21 protein-coding genes are annotated in these 20,797 nt (G+C 70.2%); 6 read left to right on the forward strand and 15 right to left on the reverse strand.

Features of this window, described 5'->3' with window-relative positions; genetic code table 11:
* Positions 1 to 8 precede the first annotated feature (8 nt).
* The 11 genes from KAK07_RS12420 to KAK07_RS12470 all read right to left on the reverse strand — a co-directional run bounded on the left by KAK07_RS12420 (position 9) and on the right by KAK07_RS12470 (position 11,019).
* Entirely contained in the window at positions 9 to 575 is a 567-nt protein-coding gene (locus KAK07_RS12420) for a HupE/UreJ family protein (RefSeq protein WP_210861041.1), read from the reverse strand.
* A gap of 20 nt (positions 576 to 595) precedes the next feature.
* Positions 596 to 2,452, reverse strand: coding sequence for a nickel-dependent hydrogenase large subunit (locus KAK07_RS12425; RefSeq protein WP_210854672.1), 1,857 nt, complete (start codon positions 2,450 to 2,452; stop codon positions 596 to 598).
* Positions 2,453 to 2,491: 39 nt separating this feature from the next.
* Positions 2,492 to 3,574 (reverse strand): hydrogenase small subunit, encoded by a 1,083-nt coding sequence (locus KAK07_RS12430; protein ID WP_210861043.1) that lies wholly within the window; start codon positions 3,572 to 3,574, stop codon positions 2,492 to 2,494.
* Between the two features lie 223 nt (positions 3,575 to 3,797).
* On the reverse strand, positions 3,798 to 5,474 hold the full coding sequence (locus tag KAK07_RS12435) for a diguanylate cyclase domain-containing protein (protein ID WP_210861051.1): 1,677 nt from the start codon (positions 5,472 to 5,474) through the stop codon (positions 3,798 to 3,800).
* Between the two features lie 92 nt (positions 5,475 to 5,566).
* Entirely contained in the window at positions 5,567 to 6,679 is a 1,113-nt protein-coding gene (locus tag KAK07_RS12440) for an ABC transporter substrate-binding protein (RefSeq protein ID WP_210861229.1), read from the reverse strand.
* 41 nt (positions 6,680 to 6,720) lie between these two features.
* Positions 6,721 to 7,386: a TetR/AcrR family transcriptional regulator gene (locus KAK07_RS12445; protein WP_210854675.1), complete on the reverse strand. Its 666-nt coding sequence runs from the start codon at positions 7,384 to 7,386 to the stop codon at positions 6,721 to 6,723.
* Positions 7,387 to 7,389: 3 nt separating this feature from the next.
* Complete coding sequence (gene paaK, locus KAK07_RS12450) at positions 7,390 to 8,709, reverse strand: phenylacetate--CoA ligase PaaK (RefSeq protein WP_210861053.1); 1,320 nt, start codon at positions 8,707 to 8,709, stop codon at positions 7,390 to 7,392.
* A 26-nt stretch (positions 8,710 to 8,735) separates the two neighbouring features.
* Positions 8,736 to 9,197 (reverse strand): hydroxyphenylacetyl-CoA thioesterase PaaI, encoded by a 462-nt coding sequence (gene paaI / locus KAK07_RS12455; RefSeq protein ID WP_210799756.1) that lies wholly within the window; start codon positions 9,195 to 9,197, stop codon positions 8,736 to 8,738.
* Between the two features lie 2 nt (positions 9,198 to 9,199).
* Complete coding sequence (locus KAK07_RS12460; protein ID WP_210861055.1) at positions 9,200 to 9,994, reverse strand: enoyl-CoA hydratase-related protein; 795 nt, start codon at positions 9,992 to 9,994, stop codon at positions 9,200 to 9,202.
* A gap of 144 nt (positions 9,995 to 10,138) precedes the next feature.
* Positions 10,139 to 10,549, reverse strand: coding sequence for a DUF6691 family protein (locus tag KAK07_RS12465; protein WP_210861057.1), 411 nt, complete (start codon positions 10,547 to 10,549; stop codon positions 10,139 to 10,141).
* Between the two features lie 2 nt (positions 10,550 to 10,551).
* Positions 10,552 to 11,019, reverse strand: coding sequence for a YeeE/YedE family protein (locus tag KAK07_RS12470; RefSeq protein ID WP_210861059.1), 468 nt, complete (start codon positions 11,017 to 11,019; stop codon positions 10,552 to 10,554).
* A gap of 38 nt (positions 11,020 to 11,057) precedes the next feature.
* On the opposite strand from KAK07_RS12470, the gene KAK07_RS12475 reads away from it, so the two are divergent.
* Together KAK07_RS12475 and KAK07_RS12480 are read left to right on the forward strand one after the other, a co-directional pair.
* On the forward strand, positions 11,058 to 11,690 hold the full coding sequence (locus KAK07_RS12475; protein ID WP_210861061.1) for an RluA family pseudouridine synthase: 633 nt from the start codon (positions 11,058 to 11,060) through the stop codon (positions 11,688 to 11,690).
* Between the two features lie 10 nt (positions 11,691 to 11,700).
* Positions 11,701 to 12,255: a flavin reductase family protein gene (locus KAK07_RS12480; RefSeq protein WP_210854681.1), complete on the forward strand. Its 555-nt coding sequence runs from the start codon at positions 11,701 to 11,703 to the stop codon at positions 12,253 to 12,255.
* Positions 12,256 to 12,285: 30 nt separating this feature from the next.
* Here the strand turns inward: KAK07_RS12480 and KAK07_RS12485 are convergent, their stop codons facing one another.
* Positions 12,286 to 13,038, reverse strand: coding sequence for a hypothetical protein (locus tag KAK07_RS12485; protein WP_210854682.1), 753 nt, complete (start codon positions 13,036 to 13,038; stop codon positions 12,286 to 12,288).
* Positions 13,039 to 13,070: 32 nt separating this feature from the next.
* On the opposite strand from KAK07_RS12485, the gene KAK07_RS12490 reads away from it, so the two are divergent.
* Positions 13,071 to 13,817 carry an SDR family NAD(P)-dependent oxidoreductase gene (locus KAK07_RS12490; RefSeq protein ID WP_210854683.1) on the forward strand — a complete coding sequence of 249 codons (747 nt, stop codon included), beginning with the start codon at positions 13,071 to 13,073 and terminating at the stop codon, positions 13,815 to 13,817.
* Between the two features lie 28 nt (positions 13,818 to 13,845).
* On the opposite strand, the gene KAK07_RS12495 is transcribed toward KAK07_RS12490, so the two are convergent.
* The 3 genes from KAK07_RS12495 to KAK07_RS12505 all read right to left on the reverse strand — a co-directional run bounded on the left by KAK07_RS12495 (position 13,846) and on the right by KAK07_RS12505 (position 17,182).
* Positions 13,846 to 15,567 (reverse strand): diguanylate cyclase domain-containing protein, encoded by a 1,722-nt coding sequence (locus KAK07_RS12495; protein WP_210854684.1) that lies wholly within the window; start codon positions 15,565 to 15,567, stop codon positions 13,846 to 13,848.
* A 270-nt stretch (positions 15,568 to 15,837) separates the two neighbouring features.
* Positions 15,838 to 15,996, reverse strand: a complete 159-nt coding sequence (locus KAK07_RS12500; RefSeq protein ID WP_210854685.1) for a DUF3149 domain-containing protein — start codon at positions 15,994 to 15,996, stop codon at positions 15,838 to 15,840.
* Between the two features lie 115 nt (positions 15,997 to 16,111).
* Complete coding sequence (locus KAK07_RS12505) at positions 16,112 to 17,182, reverse strand: 6-phosphofructokinase (protein ID WP_210854686.1); 1,071 nt, start codon at positions 17,180 to 17,182, stop codon at positions 16,112 to 16,114.
* Between the two features lie 331 nt (positions 17,183 to 17,513).
* Between KAK07_RS12505 and dapC the strand changes: the two genes are divergently transcribed.
* Genes dapC through KAK07_RS12520 form a run of 3 tightly spaced genes read left to right on the forward strand, consistent with a single transcriptional unit; the run spans position 17,514 to position 20,795 of the window.
* On the forward strand, positions 17,514 to 18,707 hold the full coding sequence (gene dapC, locus KAK07_RS12510; protein WP_210861063.1) for a succinyldiaminopimelate transaminase: 1,194 nt from the start codon (positions 17,514 to 17,516) through the stop codon (positions 18,705 to 18,707).
* A gap of 25 nt (positions 18,708 to 18,732) precedes the next feature.
* Positions 18,733 to 19,563, forward strand: coding sequence for a 2,3,4,5-tetrahydropyridine-2,6-dicarboxylate N-succinyltransferase (dapD, locus tag KAK07_RS12515; RefSeq protein ID WP_210854688.1), 831 nt, complete (start codon positions 18,733 to 18,735; stop codon positions 19,561 to 19,563).
* Positions 19,564 to 19,607: 44 nt separating this feature from the next.
* The gene (locus KAK07_RS12520; RefSeq protein WP_247661175.1) at positions 19,608 to 20,795 is read left to right on the forward strand and encodes a PilT/PilU family type 4a pilus ATPase; all 1,188 of its coding nucleotides are present in this window, start codon (positions 19,608 to 19,610) and stop codon (positions 20,793 to 20,795) included.
* Positions 20,796 to 20,797: the final 2 nt, after the last annotated feature.

A 20,797-nucleotide genomic window follows, 5' to 3' on the forward strand; every position in this document is an offset into this window, starting at 1 on the left:
CGCGCGGCTCAGGCGCGGGCCAGCAGCAGCAGGCCGGCCAGGCCCAGCGAGGCCCCGGCCAGGCGCCAGGCCGCCGCGTGCAGACGACGCAGCACCTCGCCCAGGCCCAGACCGGCGGCGTGCAGCACGGCGGTGGTGGCGATGAAACCGGCGGCGTAGGTGGCGAACAGGCCGCCCGCGGGCAGCTCGGCGCCGTGGGCCAGGCCGTGCAGCGTGGCCGCCGCCGCGATCAGCGCCAGACCCGCCTGGCGCGGCAGGCGATCACCCGCCAGCAGCATCGCGCCGAACACCGCCACCGACAGCGCGATGGCCCGCTCGGTCAGCGGCAGCGCCAGGCCGGCGGCGCCCAGCAGGGCGCCGGCCAGCAGGCCGCCCAGGAACACGCCCGGACCGGCCCAGCGGGCGCGGCCCGAGGCGGCGGCCGACCACACGCCCACCGCCAGCATCGCCAGCAGATGGTCGGCGCCCAGCGGATGGGCCAGGCCCTCCATCAGGCTGTGGGTGCCGTGGCCGGTGTGGGCGGACGCGGCGGTCGCGGCAGCCAGCAGGGCCACCAGAGCAAGGATCTTCTTCATGGGTGTCTCCTGGGTGGGCATCAGCGGACCTTGACGGTGCACAGCTCGCTGCCGTCGGGGCTCATCACGTGGGTGGAACAGGCCAGGCAGGGGTCGAAGCTGTGCAGGGTGCGCAGGATCTCGACCGGCTGCTCGGGGTTGACCATCGGCGTGTTCATCAGCGAGGCCTCGAAGGCGCCGATCTGGCCCTTGTGGTCACGCGGCGAGCCGTTCCAGGTGGTGGGCACCACACACTGGTAGTTCTCGATCTTGCCGTCCTTGATCTTGATCCAGTGGCCCAGCATGCCGCGCGGCGCGGCCACCGTGCCCACGCCCTTGGCCTCCTTGGGCCAGGTGGCGGGATCCCACTTGTCGACGTTGGCGGTGGCGGTGTCGCCGGCCTTGATGTTGGCGACCAGCTGCTTGAAGTCGTCCATCATCATCTCGCCGGCGTACTGGCCTTCCAGGCAGCGCGCCAGCGTGCGACCGATGGTGCTGGGCAGCATCTGCTTGAGCGTGTACTGCGTCTCGGGCAGGCCCAGCGCCTTGGGGATGGTGCTGTTGATCATCTGGGCCGAGAACTCCAGCTGCTCCTTCGGCCGCTGGCACCACTTGTTGCCCTTCTTGGCGTGGGCATAGGCCAGGATGTAGCGCGACAGCGGGCCCACCTCGACCGCATGGCCGCGCCAGCGCGGCGACTTGATCCACGAGTACTTGGCCGACTCGTCGATGTTCTCGATCGCGGTGCGCTTGCCCTTGGTGCCCGCGCCCAGCTGGAAGTTGGGCTCGGTGACGCCGTCCCAGGGGTGCAGGCCCTTGGTCTCGTCGGCGTACTTGTACCAGCTGTGCGAGACGAACTCCTGCACCTGCTCGGGGTCACGCGGGTCGATCGCGTGGATCTCGTCCCAGTTGCCGTTGAGGATCACGCCGCCGGGCAGCTGGTGGGTGCTGAAGTCATAGGGCACCTTCTCGTAGGTGCCGTAGTCGGCCACGTTGGTGGCCGACAGGCCGCCGCCATAGAGCCAGCCCGCCTGCTTGTAGAGGGTGCCGATGGCCAGCACGTCGGGCAGGTAGACGTTCTGGTTGAACTCGATCATCTCCTTGATGCGGGCCTCGACGAAGTTCAGCCGCTCCATGTTGATCGGCGCACCGGCGGCGCCGTTGCCGTCGATGTTGATCGCGCAGGGCACGCCGCCGACCAGGTAGTTCGGGTGCGGGTTCTTGCCACCGAAGATGGTGTGCACCTTGACCCATTCCTTCTGCAGGTCCAGCGCCTCCAGGTAGTGGGTCACGGCCATCAGGTTGGCCTCGGCCGGCAGCACATAGGCCTTGGAGCCCCAGTAGCCGTTCATGAAGGGGCCCAGCTGGCCCGATTCGACGAACTTCTTCAGCCGGTTCTGCACGTCGCGGAAGTAGCCCGGCGAGGACAGCGGGTGGCTGGGCGAGACCAGCTGCTGCAGCTCGGAGGTCTTCTTCGGGTCGGCCTTGAGGGCGCTGACCACGTCCACCCAGTCCAGCGCGTGCAGGTGGTAGAAGTGCACCGCATGGTCATGGACCTGCAGCGTCTTGGCCATCATCTCGCGGATCAGGTGCGCGTTGAGCGGGATCTTGATGCCCAGCGCATCCTCCACCGCCCGCACGCTGGTCAGCGCATGGCAGCCGGTGCACACGCCGCAGATGCGCTCGACGAAGGCCCAGGCGTCGCGCGGATCGCGGCCCTTGAGGATGACCTCCAGCCCGCGCCACATGGTGCCGGTGGAGACCGCGTTGCGGATGATGTTGTCCTTGTCGACGTTCACCTCGCAGCGCATGTGGCCTTCGATGCGGGTGACGGGGTCAACGACGATGCGCTTGCCGCTGTTGTCGAGCTTGAAGCCCTGGGTTTCGATCACGCCCATGGTTCGGATCCTTCGGTGTTCGGTTCAGGCCGCCGGCGCTCAGGCGCCGGTGGTGGTGGAGTCGTTCTTGGCGGTGGCCACGCGCTTGATCGCCGAGGCCGCGGCATGCGCCGTGACGGCCGCGCCGACCACGCCGGCCGCGGTGCCGCCGATCTTGTCGGCCGTGCCCTCGATGCCGAACTGGTGGATCGTGGTCAGGCGGTCGTAGAACGAGCCCTTGTCCCAGAAGCCGTCCTCCGAGCAGCCGATGCAGCCGTGGCCGGCCTTGATCGGGAAGCTGGTGCCCTCGTTCCACATGACCGTGGAGCAGGCGTTGTAGGTGGTCGGCCCCTTGCAGCCCACCTTGTAGAGGCAGTAGCCCTTGCGCGCGGATTCATCGTCGAAGGCCTCGACGAACTGGCCGGCGTCGAAGTGGGGCCGGCGGTAGCACTTGTCGTGGATGCGCTGGCTGTAGAACATCTTGGGCCGGCCCTGGCGGTCCAGCTCGGGGATCTTGTCGAAGGTCAGCATGTAGGTGATGACGCCGGTCATCACCTCGGCGATCGGCGGGCAGCCGGGCACCTTGATGATCGGCTTGTCGGTGATCACCTTGTGGATCGGCGTGGCCTGCGTGGGGTTGGGCTTGGCGGCCTGCACGCAGCCCCAGGAGGCGCACGAGCCCCAGGCGATCACCGCCTTGGCGTCCTTGGCGACGTGCTTGAGCTTCTCGATGAAGGGCTTGCCCGACTGGATGCAGAACATGCCGTCCTCGTTGAGCGGCGGGTTCCCTTCGACGGCCAGGATGTAGTTGCCCTTGTACTTGGTCATGATCTCGTCGAGGATCGCCTCGGCCTGGTGGCCGGCGGCAGCCATCAGCGTGTCGTCGTAGTCGAGCGAGATCATCGACAGCACCACATCCTTGGCCAGCGGGTGGGCCGAGCGGATGAAGCTCTCGGAGCAGCAGGTGCATTCCAGGCCGTGCAGCCACAGCACCGGGGTGCGCGGCTTGTTCTCCATCGCATGGGCGATCTGCGGCACGAAGGCGGGCCCCAGACCGAGCGAGGTGGCGGTCAGCGAGCAGTACTTCATCAGGCTGCGGCGGGAAATGCCCTGCCGCCGCATCACCTCGTAAAAGCTTTCCATGGGGTCTCCTCCAGACATCGGCACACGCCGGGCGCGGCGCGTGTGACCAGCTGTTTACAAGGCGCGTGCCCACTGCGGCCGGGCCAGGGAAAGCCCCATGTGGCCTGCGCAAGTGCTTGTCGGGGAAAGGGAATTCTTGAGCCAGCGCAAGCCGCTGGCCGCCCCGCCACCCACAGGTGGTCAGTGGCTTGCCGATCCGGTCAGGGCACCGGAAGGGGTGTGATCAGCGGCCTTGGCGGCGGCGCTGCTTGTCGGCGTACATCCGGCTGTCGGCGTCGCGCAGGATCAGGTCGACCTCGTCCTCGACGCCCAGGAACAGCCGGTGGCCCAGGCTGACGCGCGGCCCCAGGTGCAGGTCGCGCAGTTGCCAGGGCGCCTCGACGGCGTGGGTGATCTTGGCCTCGATCGCCAGCACCGCCTCGGTGGCCGTGCCCTGCGACGCCCCCAGTTCGGCGCACAGCACCACGAACTCGTCGCCCCCCAGGCGGGCGACGGTGTCGGTTTCACGCACCGCCGCCTTCAGGCGCCGCGCCACCTCGACCAGGAAGAGGTCGCCCACGTCGTGGCCGTGGGTGTCGTTCAGGCCCTTGAAGCCATCGAGGTCCAGGTAGATCACCGCCGCCCAGTGGCCGCTGCGGCGGCTGACCTGCTGCGCCTGCAGCAGGCGATCGCGCAGCAGGCGGCGGTTGGGCAACTGGGTCAACGGGTCCAGGAAGGCGAGCGCCCGGATCTCGGCCTCCAGGGCCTTCTGGCGAGAGATGTCACGCGCGATGGTGGAGGCGCCCGTGATGCGGCCCTGGGCGTCGCGCACCGGCGAGATCGTCAGCGACATCGGCAGGCGCCGACCATCGCGGCACAGGCGTTCGGTCTCGAGGGCGGTGATCTCCTCGCCCTGCTGCAGGCGCTGGACGATGTCCTGTTCCTGGTCGAGCAGGTCGTCCGGCACGACGCGCCGCAAGGGCTGGCCGACCATCTCCTGCGCGGTCCAGCCGAAGATGCGTTCGGCGCCGCGGTTCCAGCTGGTGACCACGCCGTCCAGCGTCTTGCTGAGGATGGCGTCAGTCGAGGACTCGACGATGGCCGCATGGCGGCGCTGCATCTGGTCGATCTGGCGCCGCGCGCCCAGGTGCAGCAGCCAGCCGCCCAGCAGCGTGGCCAGCAGCGACACCGCGGCCACTGCGATCATCGCCAGGTCCATGCGGCTCCAGCCGCGGGGAAAGTCCTGCTCGGGCAGGCCGACGATCACATAGAAGGGGTAGCCGTCGACCCGCTGGTAGGCGTTGAGCCGGGCGATGCCGTCCAGCGCCGTGGGGGCGTTGAAGTCGCCCGCCTCAGGCGCCAGGGCCACCGCCGAACGCAGGCCGGCCGACACTTCCCGGCTGCCGATCTGGGTGAGGCCGCCGGGCGGCAGCGGATGGCGGTAGACCAGGGCCAGGTCGGTGGTGCGGATCGTCGCCGCCCCCAGCGTGCCCAGCGAGACGCGGTCCAGCACCGCACCGAACTGGTCCACCGGGATGGACAGGCTGACCGGCGGCTTGCCGGGCTGCGCCGACGGGCGCGACAGCACCATCACCCAGGTGCCACGCGCATCGCGCTCGGGGCCGCTCACCGTCAGGCCCGGCGCCGGGGTCGGGTGGGCCGCCTGCCAGCCGCCGGGCTCGCCGGCCGCTTGCGCGCCCATCTGCGTCAGTCGCAGATCGGCGCGGGCCAGCACGCCGGCCAGCTGGGCCTCGATCAGCAGCGCCAGGTTGCGCGTCACGCCCTGGGCATAGGCCAGCCGGCGTTCATGTTCCTGCCGCAGCGCCAGCGCCGCGAGCAGCACCACCATCGCGGCCACCACCCCCACGGCCAGCGCAAGCGGCCACCAGGCGGAGGACAGGGAGCGGGGCCGGACGGACATGGCAGGGCAAGCCTACCCCAAAGCCCCACGAAGATGGTCGGAAAAAAGCCGGGCTCCAGGCCCGGCTTTCGACGCTTATGGCCAGACCGGCCTCAGGGCTGGTACTTCCAGGTGCCGCCCTCGATCTTGACCATCACCCGGGCGCGCTGGTCCAGGCCCAGGTGGTCGCCGGGCGACATGTTGAAGATGCCGTGGGCGCCGGGCAGTTCCTTGATCTGCTCCAGCGCGTCCCGCAGCGCGGCGCGGAAGGCCGGCGTGCCCGGCTGGGCCTTCTTCAGCGCCACCGGCACCGCGGCGGACATCAGCAGGCCGGCGTCCCAGGCGTGGGCGCCGAAGGTGGACACCGAGCCCTTGCCGTGCGCGGCCTCGTACTTGGTGATGTACTCCATCGCGCTCTTCTTCAGCGGGTGGTTGGCCGGCAGCTGCGCCGCCACCAGCACCGGGCCGGCCGGCAGGTAGGTGCCCTCCACCGCCTTGCCGCCCACACGCAGGAAGTCGTTGTTGGCCACGCCATGGGTCTGGTAGACCTTGCCGGCGTAGCCGCGCTCGACCAGGCCGGTCTGCGGCAGCGCGGCCGGCGTGCCCGAGCCGGCGATCAGGATGGCGTCGGGCTTGGCGCCGACCAGCTTCAGCACCTGGGCAGTGACCGAGGCGTCATTGCGGTTGTAGCGCTCGCTGGCGACGATGTTCAGGCCCTTCAGGCCGGCGGCCTTGCTGAACTCCTGGAACCAGCCCTCGCCGTAGGCATCGGCAAAGCCGATGAAGCCCACCGTCTTCACGCCCGCATCGGCCATGTGGCTGGCAATGGCCAGCGACATCATGATGTCGTTCTGGGGCGTCTTGAAGACCCAGCGCTTCTTGGCGTCCATCGGCTCGATGATGCGGGCCGAGGCGGCCATCGAGATCATCGGCACCTGGGCTTCGGCCACCGCGTCGATCATCGCCAGCGAGTTGGGCGTGGTGGTGCTGCCCAGCACGATGTCGACCTTGTCCTCGGTGATCAGGCGGCGGGTGTTAGTGACCGCCTTGGTGGTGTCCGAGGCATCGTCCAGCACGATGTAGTTGATCTTCTGGCCGGCGATGGTCTGCGGCATCAGCGCGATCGTGTTCTTCTCGGGAATGCCCAGCGAGGCCGCCGGGCCGGTGGCCGACACCGTGACGCCGACGTTGATGTCGGCCCAGGCGGCGCCGGCGGCGGCCAGCATCGCGGCCGAGGCGATGAGGGAATGGATGAGCTTGCGAGCGATCACGTCGTGGTCTCCTTGGTGGATCGGCGGGGGGCACGCACCTTGGTGGGCGCTGTGTTGGAACTCGTGGGGGCTTGCACCGCGCCCAGGCCGCCCAGGAACAGGTCGGCCACCATCGGCGCCACCTGCTCGTGGGTCAGCGGCTCGCCGGGGCGGAACCAGGTGAACATCCAGTTGATCATGCCGAACAGCAGCATGGTCATGGGCTTGTGCAGATCGGTGTCGCGCAGCGCGGGACGGACATCGCAGACCGCATCGGCAAAGGCCGCCACCACGCCGCGCTGCACATCCAGCACGCGCTCGCGGCGCTCGGGGTCGAGCAGGTCGACGTCCTCGGTCAGCACGCGGTGCTCGTTGCGGGCGCTGGCGTACTCCTGCACGAAGCGGGTGATCAGCGCGCGCAGGCGCGCATCGGGTTCCAGTGGCTCGGCCAGCACCTCGGCCACCACCTGCGCCAGGCGCTGCACATGGCCTTCGGCCACCAGCGCCAGCAGCTCATTCTTGTCGCGCACATAGTGGTAGAGCGCGGCCTTGGAGACGCCGCAGGCCGCCGCCACCTGGTTCATCGAGGTGGCCACATAGCCCTGCTGCGCGAACAGCGCGGCGGCGTGGCCCAGGATCAGGTCGCGCTGGTCGTCGTAGCCGGAGGAACGCGGTCGGGCCATGGATTACCGGGGTCGTTTGTCGATGACGCGGCGGGCCTTGCCCACCAGCGTGCGCTCGATCGTGTCGGGCAGGCCCACCTGCACCCGGGTGGACACGCCGATCAGCGTCTTGATGCGGTGGGCCAGGTGCTTGGCGATCGCGCCGCGGTCGGCGCCGGCGGCCGAGGGCAGCACCTCGCACAGCACGTCGACCTCGTCGAGGGTGCCCTCGCGGCTGACGACGATCTGGTACTGGCCCGACAGGCCGTCGGTCTGCAGCACCAGTTCCTCGATCTGCGTGGGGAACATGTTCACACCACGGATGATCAGCATGTCATCCGAGCGGCCGACGATCTTGCCCATGCGCCGCATGCTGCGCGCGGTGGGCGGCAGCAGGCGCGTGAGGTCCCGGGTGCGGTAGCGCACGATCGGGAAGGCCTCCTTGGTCAGCGAGGTGAAGACCAGCTCGCCCTCGGGCGTGCCGCTGGCCGGGTCGTAGGGCAGCACGTCACCGGTCTCGGGGTCGATGATCTCGGCCAGGAAATGGTCTTCCCAGATCACCGGGCCGTCCTTGGTCTCGACGCACTCGTTGGCCACGCCCGGGCCCATCACCTCGGACAGGCCGTAGATGTCGACCGCGTCGATGCCGGCATCGGCCTCGATCTGGCGGCGCATCTGCTCGGTCCAGGGCTCGGCGCCGAAGATGCCGATGCGCACCGACATCTCGCGCGGGTCCAGCCCCTGGCGGCGGAACTCCTCGATGATCACCTGCATGTAGCTGGGGGTGACCATGATGATGTCGGGCTTGAAGTCCTGGATCAGCTGCACCTGCTTCTCGGTCTGGCCGCCCGACATCGGGATCACCGTGCAGCCCGCCTTCTCGGCCCCGTAGTGGGCGCCCAGACCGCCCGTGAACAGGCCATAGCCGTAGGCCACGTGGCAGATGTCACCAGGGCGGCCGCCCGCGGCGCGGATCGAGCGCGCCACCAGCGTGGACCAGTTGTCGATGTCGTTCAACGTGTAGCCCACCACCGTGGGCTTGCCGGTGGTGCCCGACGAGGCGTGGATGCGCGCCACCTGCTGGCGCGGCACCGCGAACATGCCGAAGGGGTAGTTGGCGCGCAGATCGTGCTTGGTGGTGAACGGGAACCTGGCGATGTCGGCCAGCGTCTTCAGGTCGTCCGGGTGCACGCCCTTCTCGTCGAAGGCGCGGCGGTAGTGGGGCACGTTGGCGTAGCAGCGCTGCAGCGTGTCCTTCAGGCGGGTGAACTGCAGGGCCTCGATCTCGTCGCGGCTGGCGCGCTCGATCGGGTCGAGTTCCTCGGGCCGGGGGGCCTTGCTCATGGGCGGTGTCTCCAGTGTCTTGTGGTTCAGGCCAGCGTGGCGGGGTCGACCAGGTGCTTGCCGCGGGCGGTGTGCGAGCGGCCGCGGAAGACCGCGATGCGCTGACCCGCCGGGTTGCTGACCTCGATGTCGTAGACCCCGGTGCGGCCGCCCTTGGCCACCTCATGGGCGCGGGCGGTGAGCTGCTCACCCAGGCGCGCCGGGGCCAGCAGGTCGATCGCGAAGCCCGAGGCCACGGTGACCTCGTTGTAGGCATTGCAGGCGTAGGCGAAGGCCGAATCGGCCAGCGTGGCGATCAGGCCGCCATGGCAGATGTCGTGGCCGTTGACCATGTCCTGGCGCACGGTCATCGTCAGCGTGGCGGTGCCGGGGCCCACCGCCACCACCTGGATGCCCAGGGCCTGGCAGGCGTGGTCGTTGGCCCACATCGCATCGCGCGCGGCTTCGGCCACGCGCTGGGGGTCGAGCGCGGGGGAGGCGGTGCTCATCGTCAACGGTCCTTGAACTGCGGCGCGCGCTTGTTCTGGAACGCGGCGACGCCTTCACGGTAGTCGTGCTCGCGGCCCAGCATGCGCTGCAGGCGGCCTTCGATGGCCAGGGCCTCGGGCAGGTCCATGCCCATCGCGGCATCGATCGCCCGGCGGGTCTCGGCCAGGGCCTTGACCGGCAAGGCCGCCAGGCGCGCGGCCAGGGCCTGGGCGCTGTCGGCCAGCGCGGCGTCGTCCACGCACTGCCAGATCAGGCCGATGCGCTGGGCATCTTCCGCCATCAGCTTGTCGCCGGTGAAGGCCAGCGCCAGCGCGGTGGCGCGGCCCACCAGACGCGGCAGCAGCCAGGTGCCGCCGCAATCGGGCACCAGGCCGATCTTGCTGAAGGCCTGGATGAAGCTGGCCGAGCGGGCGGCCACCACCATGTCGCAGCCCAGCGCCAGGTTGGCACCGGCGCCGGCGGCCACGCCGTTGACCGCCGCCACCACCGGGATCGGCATGCTGCGCACGCGCAGCGCCAGCGGCTGGTAGTAGGCGTCGATGAGCCGGCCGATGTCGACGTTGCCGTCGGCGTCAGGGGCCATCTCGGGGTCGTTCAGGTCCTGTCCGGCACAGAAGCCGCGGCCGGAGCCGGTCAGGATCACGGCGCGCACCGCGGCATCGGCCGCGGCGGCTTCCAGCGCCGCCAGCAGCTGGCGGTGCATCTCGCCGGTGAAGCTGTTGAGCGCGGCGGGGCGGTTCAGCGCCAGGGTGCGCACGGCACCGGATTGCGTCACCAGGACCAGGGGCTCGGCCATCGAAGGAATCTCCTGCATCGCCCCGGCCCGCGACACCTCATGAATTACTTAACCAACCGGTCGGTAAATCATAGGCAGCCGCGTGCATTGACGCAAGGCAAAGAGCCTGCAGACAGCCCTGGGGGTTTCACCAATGGCCGGGGATCAGGCTGGCCGGCGCACCCCGTGCAGCCAGGCCCCGGCGGCGGTGCCTGCCAAGGCCCAGAGCAGGTCCGCGTTGCCGGCGCCCAGGCCGGCGATGGCCGGGCCGGGGCAGACCCCGCACAGGCCCCAGCCGATGCCGAAGATCGCCGCGCCCAGCACGGTGTCGCGGTCCAGCGTCGCCACATGGTGGCCGAAGCTGTGCTCGAACAAGGGCTGCCGGCGCCAGCGCGGCAGCAGCTGGTAAGCCAGCAGCGTCAGACCCATCGCGCCGCCCATCACCAGCAGCAGGCCGGCATCCTGGAAACGCAGAAAGGACAGCACCACCTGCGGCTGGATCATCGTGGACAGCGCCAGGCCGAAGCCGAACAACACGCCGGCCAGCGCCACCGACAACACCTGCGATGCGCGCATGCTCAGGCCCCCCGCCAGGCCAGCACCAGGTTCGCGGTGGCGAAGCCCGTGGCCATGAAGGTCAGCACCGCCACCAGCGACGGCAGTTGCAGCGAGCCCAGCCCGCAGATGCCGTGCCCCGAGGTGCAGCCATTGCCCAGCCGGGCGCCATAGCCCACCAGCACGCCGCCCAGCAGCAGTTGCCACCAGGGCAAGCCGCTGCGCAGGGGTGCGGCCGGACCCAGCCAGCGCCACCACAGGAAGGCGCCCAGCACCAGCCCGGCGGCATAGACCAGGCGCCACTGGCGGCTTTCGGTGAAGCGCGGCAGGTGGAAGTACGGCGCGCGCGACAGGTAGGACCAAGTCGAGGTGAAGACGGTGCTCATGCCGCCAATGCGGCCGGTGCTGAGGAACAGCCAGGCCACGCCCAGCCCGATCAGCAGCCCGCCGCCCAGGTAGTGGGCCCAGCCCAGGGGGAACAGTGCATTCATCGCGGCCAGTGTAGCCAGCGCGGGTAGAGTGGCCGCCGATGGACGAGCTGCGCATCCTGTACTGCGACGAGGCCCTGGTGGCCGTCGACAAACCGGCCGGCCTGCTGTCGGTGCCCGGCCGCGGGCCGGACAAGGCCGACTGCGCGATCACCCGCTTGCAACAGCGCGTCGCGGACGCGCTGGTGGTGCACCGGCTGGACATGGGCACCTCGGGCATCCTGGTCTTCGGACGCGGCCCGGCGGCGCAGCGGGCGCTGTCGCGCGCCTTCGAGCAGCGCCTGAGCGACAAGCGCTACGAGGCCTGGGTGGCCGGCCTGCCCGAGGCCGATGCCGGCGAGGTGGCGCTGCCGCTGCGCGCCGACTGGCCGAGGCGGCCGCGGCAGATGGTCGACGCCCAGCTGGGGCGCCCTGCGCTGACCCGCTGGCAGGTGCTCGCGCGCGATGCCGCCGGTGGCCGCAGCCGCCTGGCCCTGATGCCGGTCACCGGCCGCTCGCACCAGCTGCGCGTGCACCTGGCGGCGATCGGCCACCCGATCCTGGGCGACGAGCTCTACGCCCCACCCGCCGACCACGCCGCCGCGCCGCGGCTGCTGCTGCATGCCTGCCGGCTGGCCCTGCCCCACCCGGTCAGCGGCGCGACGATCGTGGTGGAATCGCCTGCCCCCTTCTGAAAGCCCCGCCATGCGCACCGCCGTCGACCTGCCCAAGGCCTACCGCCTGATCAACCACGGACCGACCGTGCTGGTCTCGGCCCGCCACGCGGGGCGCAGCAATGTGATGGCCGCGGCCTGGGTGATGGCGCTGGATTTCGACCCGCCCAAGGTGGCGCTGGTGCTGGACAAGGCCACCTTCACGCGCGAGCTGATCCTGGCCTCGGGGCATTTCGCGATCAGCGTGCCCTGCGCTGCACAGGCGCGCATGGTGACCGCGCTGGGCAGCCACAGCGGCCGCGAGACCGACAAGCTGGCCGACCACGCGGTACCCCTGCTCGACGAGCCCGCCGCCCGCTCACCGCTGGTGGCCGGCTGCGTGGCCTGGTTGGATGGCGTGCACATCCCCGAGCCCGAGGTGGAGCAGCGCCACGACCTGTTCGTCGGCCGCATCACCGGCGCCTGGGCCGACGCGCGGGTGTTCGACGCCGGCCGCTGGCATTTCGACCGTGCGCCGGCCGCGCTGCGCACCCTGCACCATGTGGCCGGCGGCCACTACCTGGCGATTGGCGATCCGGTGGAATGAGTTGCCGGCGCGCCGCGCGCCGGACGACGCTCAGCGCGGCGCCGAGGCGGCCTGCAGCGGCGCGCGCAGCCGCGCCTCGAAGTCGCGCGGCGCCACGTACTGGATCACCGCCCGCGCCTTCGCGGCCTCGCCCTGTTCGGGCGGCAGCACCACGGCCACACCGCGGTCGGGGTAGAGCCACTGCGACTCGCCCTGCGGGCCGGTGATGCGCTCGGCCGGCTCGCCGAAGCGCTGGCGCACCATCTCGGCGTCCAGCTTCACCGCCGGCAGGTAGGCCAGGGCCAGCAGGCGGCTGCCGCCGGCCTGGTGGCGGTCGTCGGCGGCCAGTGTGTAGCGGCGGCTGCGGCCGCCCTCGCCGTAGTCGCTGGACACGGCCCGTTCGCGGGCGCGCTGCAGCCAGCCATCGTCGGCCTCGAAGGCGGCCACCAGACGGCCGGTGATGAAGCCGGCGCGCAGGCTCTCGACAAAGCCCTCCAGCGCCGGTGGCGCCTCGCCAGCCACGATCAGGCCGACGTTCATGTCCTCGCCCAGCCGGGACTGCACGCTGTCGAGCGTGTCGACGCCGGGCTGCAGGCCGAACACCCGGCTGCCGCCATCGGCCAGGGTCTCGACCTGCCAGGGCAGGCCGTGTTCCAGCCCGCGTCGCGCCCCGTCCTTCAGGCCGGCGTACATCGACCAGCCGATCGTGCCGGCCACCACCAGCAGGACCACCAGAACCGAGACGACCAGGGGCCGGCGCCACCAGGGCGTGATCGGCGCGGAAGGGGACAATGCTTCACTCATCCCCCGATTGTCGCTGCCCGGAAGGACTCGCCATGGCCCCGAAACTGACCTGCATCACCATCGTCACCGGCGCCTCGCGCGGCATGGGCGAGGCCATCGCGCTGGCCTGTGCGGCGCGCGGCGATCAGGTGCTGGGCCTGTCGCGCGGGCACAGCGCCGCGCTGGCAGCGGCCGGCGCCGAGCAGTGGCCGGCCGACCTGGCCGACGCGGCGCCGGTGGCGCAGCGCCTGCGCGACTGGCTGCAATCGCAGACCCCGGCCGCTCTGGCAGGCGTCACCCTGATCAACAACGCCGGCGTGATCGCCCCGCTGCGCGACCTGGCCCGCATCGACGCGGCCGACACCGTGCACGCGCTGCGGGTGGGTCTGGAGGCGCCAGCACTGCTCTCGGCCGCCTTCCTGGCCGCCACGGCCGGCTGGGCGGTGCCGCGCAAGCTGCTGAACATCTCGTCGGGCCTGGGCCGGCGGGCCATGGCCGGAAGTGCCTCGTACTGCGCCGCCAAGGCGGGTCTGGACCACCTGAGCCGCTGCCTGGCGCTGGAAGAGGCCGCACGGCCCAACGGCGCGCGGGTGGTGTCGCTGGCGCCGGGGGTGATCGCCACCGACATGCAGGTGCAGTTGCGCGGCGCCGACCCGGCCGAGTTCGCCGACCGTGGCAACTTCGTCGCGATGCACGACAACGGCCAGCTGCTCAGCCCCGAGGCGGCGGCCGCGCGCATCCTGGCCTTTCTGGCGCGCGCCGATTTCGGCGAGCAGCCGGTGGCCGACGTGCGGGGCTGACCCGCCCAGCCTCGTCAGCCGCGGTCGATCAGCCGCCCTGCCCCGGCTTGTCGCGGTACATCGCCACGTCGGCGCGCTGTACCAGGGTGTCGACGTCCTGACCGTCGCGCGGGTAGATGGCCACGCCCACCGACAGGCTCAGCTCCACGTCCTGGCCCAGGCCCGGGGTCTGCAGCGGCAGCTCCATGCTGCGCTTGAGCTTGTCCACCACATGGCGGGCATCGGCCTCGGTGCTGATCTGGTCGAGCAGCACCAGGAATTCGTCACCGGCCCAGCGCGCCACCATGTCGCCCTCGCGCAGCTGCGCCTGCAGGCGCTGACCCAGTGCCACCAGCACGCGGTCACCGGCGTCATGGCCGAAGCGGTCGTTGACCTCCTTGAAGCGGTCCAGGTCCAGGAACAGCACCGCGAACATGCCGCCGTCGGCCGAGCGGCGCTGCCGCGCCATGCGCTCTTCCAGCCGGCGCAGCACCGCCTCGCGGTTGGCCAGGCCGGTCAGCCGGTCGGTGGTCAGGCGCTGCGTCATCGCCTGGAAGCTCTTGGCCAGGTCACCGATCTCGTCGCCGCGGCGGATGCCCAGCGGGGCACTGAAGTCGCCCTCGCCCACGCGCCGCGCGGCCACACTGAGCTGGCGCAGGTCGCGCGCCACCACGCTGAGGCTGGCCAGGCCGATGCCGATGGCCAGCAGCGCCGCCAGCACCGCCAGTGCCAGCGTGCGGTAGACGTTGTCGGTGATGCGCTGCAGGAAGTCCGAGCGCGGCACCGCCACCGCGATCACCCAGTCCAGGCCGGCGTCATCGCGGATGCGCGCCCAGGCCACCTGCACCGCGGCGCCGTCGGGCCCGCTGATCTTGACGGTGCGGGTGGCGCCGTGGTCGCCCGGCAGCGCGATCAGCTCGCGCACCGCCCGGTGGGTGGCCACCAGCAGCGGGTCGTCGGACTGCTCGGCGTCCAGCCGCTCGCTGCGCCCGCTCGTCCCCTGGCGCAGGTAGCTGCCGCGCGAGGTGGCGATCAGCTTGCCGTCGGGCTCGGCCACAAAGGCCAGGCCATTGGGCGACAGCGGCAGCGAGCGCACGAAGTCGCTCAGCGACTGCAGCGACACATCGGTGGCCACCACGCCGCCCAGACCGCCGTCGGCATTGGGCACGCGCCGCGCCCGCGTGGCCACCAGGCCCTGGGTGCGAAAGTCGATGTAGATGGACGTCCAGATCTCGGCCCCGCTGTCGCGGCTGGCGCGGTACCAGGGTCGCTCGCGCGGCTCGAAGACCTTGTCCTCGACCACCGGATCGACCAGCGCCCCGCGGATGCCATGGACCTTGTACAGGGTGCGCGGACCGCTGCCTTCGGTGCGCAGGCGCACCTGGGCGTCCTGGGCAGAGTCGCGCCACAGGCCGAAGAAATGGCCCTGCTCGTCGCCGTAATAGGCGTAGTTGTTGAGTTCGCGGTGGACCGAGGTGGCCTGCCAGAAGCGGGTGCGCAAGGCATCGACCTCATCGGCCAGGCGCACCGGGGCAGTCAGACCCTCGGGGAACGCCACCTCCAGCACCGCGGCCGAGCCGAAGACATGCTTCTCCACCGCCTGGGAGATGCGACCCACCGTCTCACCCAGCAACTGTCCGGACAGCGAGTCCACGGCCTCGCGCCCGGCCCGGTAGGACAGCAGCCCGATCATGATCGCCAGCAGCAGCACCAGCACCACATAGGGCACGGTCAGCAGTTGACGCAGGCTGAGGCTGCGAAAGAACGCCATCACCGACTCCGGAGCACCGGACTCCCTGTCCCTCGGGCCGGAAGTCCTTCTTTTTGATTGGTGGGGTCAGTGTAGACAGGGCCGATGACTTTGATCCCCTGGGGTCGGCGCCTTGAATCAACTATGCATCACAACAAAGATGCTTTTTGGAGACAGTTTTCGCCACAGAAAGTGAAAAACCGCCTTTCGGCGGTGTGACGAAATGCAGCCAGCCCCGTGGCGCCCACCTGCTCGGGTCGCCAGGCGGGTGCAGCGCCGGGGCTGCGGGAGTCACTTGATCAGGCCGGCGGCGCGGGCGCGCGCCTCATCCTCGCGGATGTGCTTGATGAAGTAGTTGACGTAGAACCAGCCCATGCCCAGCGTGAAGGCGATCACGCCGGCACTCAGCAGGCCATAGTCGGTGGTGAAGAAGTCGCGCAGAGCATGCATGGTGTTCTCCTCTCAGGATCGTTGCGGCGATGCCATGATCAGACGCCACTGCCGCCCCGGACCGGTTGAGAAAACGCAAGCTTGGCCGCCGCCGCGCGCGCGACGTTGACGCAGATCAGCGGTGCGCCTCGCCCAGCGACACGCCCAGGCCGCGGGCCACCGCCAGCAGCGGGTGATCCAGCGGCACATTGCGGCTCTTGCCGGCCACCTCGGACAGCGGCACGCTGGCGCAGTCCTCACCGTGGAGCGTGACCATGCGGCCCCACTCGCCCCGGCGCACCAGTTGTGCCGCGTGGTAGCCGAAGCGGGTGGCCAGCACGCGGTCGTAGGGCGTGGGCGAGCCGCCGCGCTGCACATGCCCGAGCAGCGTGGTGCGCACCTCGCTGGACAGCAGCGGTTGCAGTTGCTGCTGCAGCCACTGGCCCACGCCGCCCAGGCGGATCGGGTCGGGGCTGTCGGCCAGCGTGGCGCGCACGGTCAGCTCGCGGCCGGCGGCACGCGCCCCTTCGGCGATGCAGATCAGGGTGCATCCGTCGCCGGCTTCGCGCTCGGCGCACAGCCGGGCGACGGCCTCGACGGAGAACGGCAGCTCGGGCAGCAGGATCATGTCGGCGCCCCCCGCCATGCCGCCCTCCAGCGCGATCCAGCCGGCGTAGCGGCCCATGGTCTCGGCGATCATCACCCGGCCATGGCTGCGCGCGGTGGTCTCCAGCCGGTCCAGCGCCTCGGCGACCACGGCCACCGCGCTGTCGAAGCCGAAGGTGCGGTCGGTGTGCGCCAGGTCGTTGTCGATGGTCTTGGGCACCCCCACGACCGGCAGGCCCAGCGGCTCGAAGCGGTGGGCGATGCTCATCGTGCCGTCGCCACCAATCACCACCAGCCCGTCCAGGCCCAGCTCACGGGCGAAGGCCAGAGCCTGCGCCGAACAGTCCGCCCCGTCCGCGCCAAAGTAGTGGAACGGATCGCAGCGGTTGTGCGTGCCCAGGATCGTGCCCCCCTGGGCCAGGATGCCCTGCACCTCACGCAGCCCCAGCGGCCGCACGCTGCGCGTCAGCAGCCCCAGAAAGCCCCGCTCGATGCCGGTGACCCGCGCGCCGCACTCGTTGATCAGCGCCAGCGTCACCGCCCGGATCACCGCATTCAGGCCCGGGCAGTCGCCGCCGCCGGTGAGGATGCCGATGTGCATGGAGAGGAGTCCTTTGGTGGTCCTGATGTCGTCGCATAGCCTACACCGCCCAAGTGGCAGCTGGCTGCCCACAGCGGCCGCAGGCCGCTGTGGGCCAAGGCCCCGAACGTTGGGCTCCCCCCAGCCCCCCTCCGAGAGGGTGGCTCCAGTCAGAACCACAAAAGGTGGTGCGCCAAGCGTGCCAGCGCCACGCCGGCCGGCAGGCCGGCCCGAAGCTCATGCTGGAGCCCCCTTCTTGGAGGGGGGCTGGGGGGAGCTCAACGGAATAGGGCTCTGCCCACAGCGGCCTGCGGCCGCTGTGGGCAGGAAGCTGACCCCTGATAATGCTGCGATGAACCCGCTGCTCGGCTCGCTCAACCCCTACCCGTTCGAAAGACTGCGCGAACTCACCAAGGGCATCGTCCCGAATCCGGCGATGCGGCCGATCAGCCTGGGCATCGGCGAGCCCAAGCACCCGGCGCCGCCGCTGGTGGAGCGTGCGCTGTGCGGGAACCTGGACGGGCTGTCGAACTACCCGCCGACCATCGGCGAGCCGGCGCTGCGCGAATCGATCGCTGGCTGGGTGCAGCGGCGTTATGGCGTGGCGCTGAACCCGGCCACCGAGGTGCTGCCGGTGCTGGGTTCGCGCGAGGCGCTGTTCTCGCTGGCGCAGGTGGTGCTGGACCCGGCCGAGCGCGACGCCGTGGTGGTCTGCCCCAACCCGTTCTACCAGATCTACGAGGGTGCGGCGCTGCTGGGCGGCGCCCAGCCGGTGTTCGCCAACTCCGACCCGGCGCGCAACTTCGCCTGCGACTGGTCGGCCATCGACGAGGCCACCTGGGCCCGCACCCGACTGGTCTATGCCTGCTCGCCGGGCAACCCCACCGGCGCGGTAATGCCGCTGGGCGAGTGGCAGCGCCTGTTCGAGTTGAGCGATCGCTACGGCTTCGTCATCGCCAGCGACGAGTGCTACTCCGAAATCTACTTCAACGACCAGGCGCCACTGGGCGGTCTGCAGGCCGCACAGGCCCTGGGCCGCGGCTTCAGGAACCTGGTGATGCTGTCCAGCCTGTCCAAGCGCAGCAATGTGCCGGGCATGCGCTCGGGCTTCGTGGCCGGTGATGCCGCGATCATCAAGCCCTACCTGCTCTACCGCACCTACCACGGCAGCGCGATGAGCAAGCTGGTGCAGATGGCCAGCATCGCCGCCTGGAACGACGAGGCGCATGTCGAGGCCAACCGGGCGCTGTACCGCCTGAAGTTCGACCGCGTCACGCCGATGCTGGCCGAGGTGCTGGACGTGCGCCTGCCCGACGCCGCGTTCTACCTGTGGGCCGGCGTGCCCGGGGGTGACGACGTGCGCTACGCCCAGGACCTGCTGGCTCAATACAATGTGGCCGTCCTGCCCGGCAGCCTGCTGGCGCGCGACGCGCATGGCGTGAATCCGGGTGCCGGCCGCATCCGCATGGCGCTGGTGGCCGGTGTCGACGAATGCGTCGAGGCCGCCGAGCGCATCGTCGCCTTCACCCGCGCCTGGCGCCCCTGAACACCCACCTCCAAGAGACAACGCCATGAGCGACCAACTGCAAGCCCTGATCGACGCCGCCTGGGAACAGCGCACCACCATCAACGCCAGCACCCACGGTGAGGTGCGCGAGGCGGTGAACCAGGTCATCGCCGACCTGAATGCCGGCCGCCGCCGCGTGGCCACCCGCGAAGGCGTGGGCCAGTGGACCGTGCACCAGTGGCTGAAGAAGGCCGTGCTCCTGTCCTTCCGCCTGAACGACAACAAGGTCATGCGCGCCGGTGACCTGACCTACTTCGACAAGGTCGACACCAAGTTCTCGCACATGAAGGAGTCCGAGGTCGCCGCCGCCGGCGTGCGCGTGGTGCCGCCGGCCGTGGCGCGCCGCGGCAGCTACATCGCCAAGGGCGCGGTGCTGATGCCCAGCTACGTCAACATCGGCGCCTACGTCGATGAAGGCACGATGGTCGACACCTGGGCCACCGTGGGCTCCTGCGCGCAGATCGGCAAGAACGTGCACCTGTCGGGCGGCGTGGGCATCGGCGGCGTGCTCGAGCCGCTGCAGGCCAACCCCACCATCATCGAAGACAACTGCTTCATCGGCGCGCGCTCCGAGGTGGTCGAAGGCGTCATCATTGAAGAGCACTCGGTGCTGGGCATGGGCGTCTACATCGGCCAGTCCACCCCCATCTTCGACCGCGCCACCGGCGAGATCAGCTACGGCCGCGTGCCCTCGGGCTCGGTGGTGGTCAGCGGCAACCTGCCCAAGAAGGCCGCCAACGGCGCCGACTACAGCATGTACGCTGCGATCATCGTCAAGCGCGTGGATGCCCAGACCCGCTCGAAGACCAGCATCAACGAGCTGCTGCGCGACTGATCTTTCCCCGCCCAGCGTCAACCCGACCCACCGGAGGCCTGCCCATGATCGCGATGGAACGCGTGCTGAACCTGATGGCCCAGAAGGCCGCCTCCGACGTCTTCCTGTCGGCCAATGCGCCGGTGCTGCTGAAGATCAACGGGCAGATGGTCCCGATCACCGACCACGTGCTGGCGCCGGGCGACCCGCGCAGCATGCTGGCCGAGATCCTGACGCCGCTGCAGATGGAAGAGCTGGAGCAGCAGGGCGAGCTCAACATCGGCATCGGCGTGCCCAAGGTCGGCAGCTTCCGCCTGTCGGCCTTCAAGCAGCGCGCCACCTTTGCAGCGGTGATCCGCTGCATCCCGATCAAGATCCCGTCGATCGACACGCTGAACCTGCCCGCCACGCTGGCCACGCTGGCGCTGGAAAAGCGCGGCCTGATCCTGATGGTGGGCGCCACCGGCACCGGCAAGAGCACCACGATGGCCTCGATGCTGGAGTGGCGCAACCAGCACCTCACCGGCCACATCCTCACGATCGAGGACCCGATCGAGTTCCTGTTCACCAACAAGCGCTCGGTGGTCAACCAGCGCGAGGTGGGCCGCGACACCGCCAGCCTGCACATCGGCCTGAAGAACGCGCTGCGCCAGGCGCCCGACTGCATCATGATCGGCGAGATCCGCGACCGCGAGACGATGTCGCAGACCCTGTCCTACGCGCTGTCGGGCCACCTGGTGCTGGCCACGCTGCACGCCAACAACAGCTACCACGCGCTCAACCGCGTGGTCTCGTTCTACACGCCCGAGGCGCGCCCCGCACTGCTGGCCGACCTGGCCGCGGCCACCAAGGCGGTGGTGTCGCAGCGCCTGCTCAAGGCCAATGCCGGCGGCCGGCTGCCGGCGGTCGAGGTGCTGCTGAACTCCAAGCTGATCTCCGAGATGATCGAGGCTGGCGATTTCGGCGGCGTGCGCGAGGCCATGGAGCGCTCGCTGGCCGAGGGCTCGCAGACCTTCGAGCAGGACCTGGCGCGCCTGATCACTGAAGGCGTGGTGTCGCAGGAAGAGGGCATGATCCACGCCGATTCGCCCACCAACCTGTTGTGGCGTCTGCAGAACGACAACGGCCCGGTCTCGCGCACGCCGCCGTCCAAGCCCGAGCCCGAGAGCCCCTCGTTCACCGAGATCACGCTGGATGTGGTGCCCGAAGGCGCCCGCCAGCCCAAGCCCCTGATTTCCGCGCGCACGCGCTGACC

Source organism: Ideonella alba (assembly GCF_018069875.1).
Classification (GTDB): domain Bacteria; phylum Pseudomonadota; class Gammaproteobacteria; order Burkholderiales; family Burkholderiaceae_C; genus Ideonella; species Ideonella alba.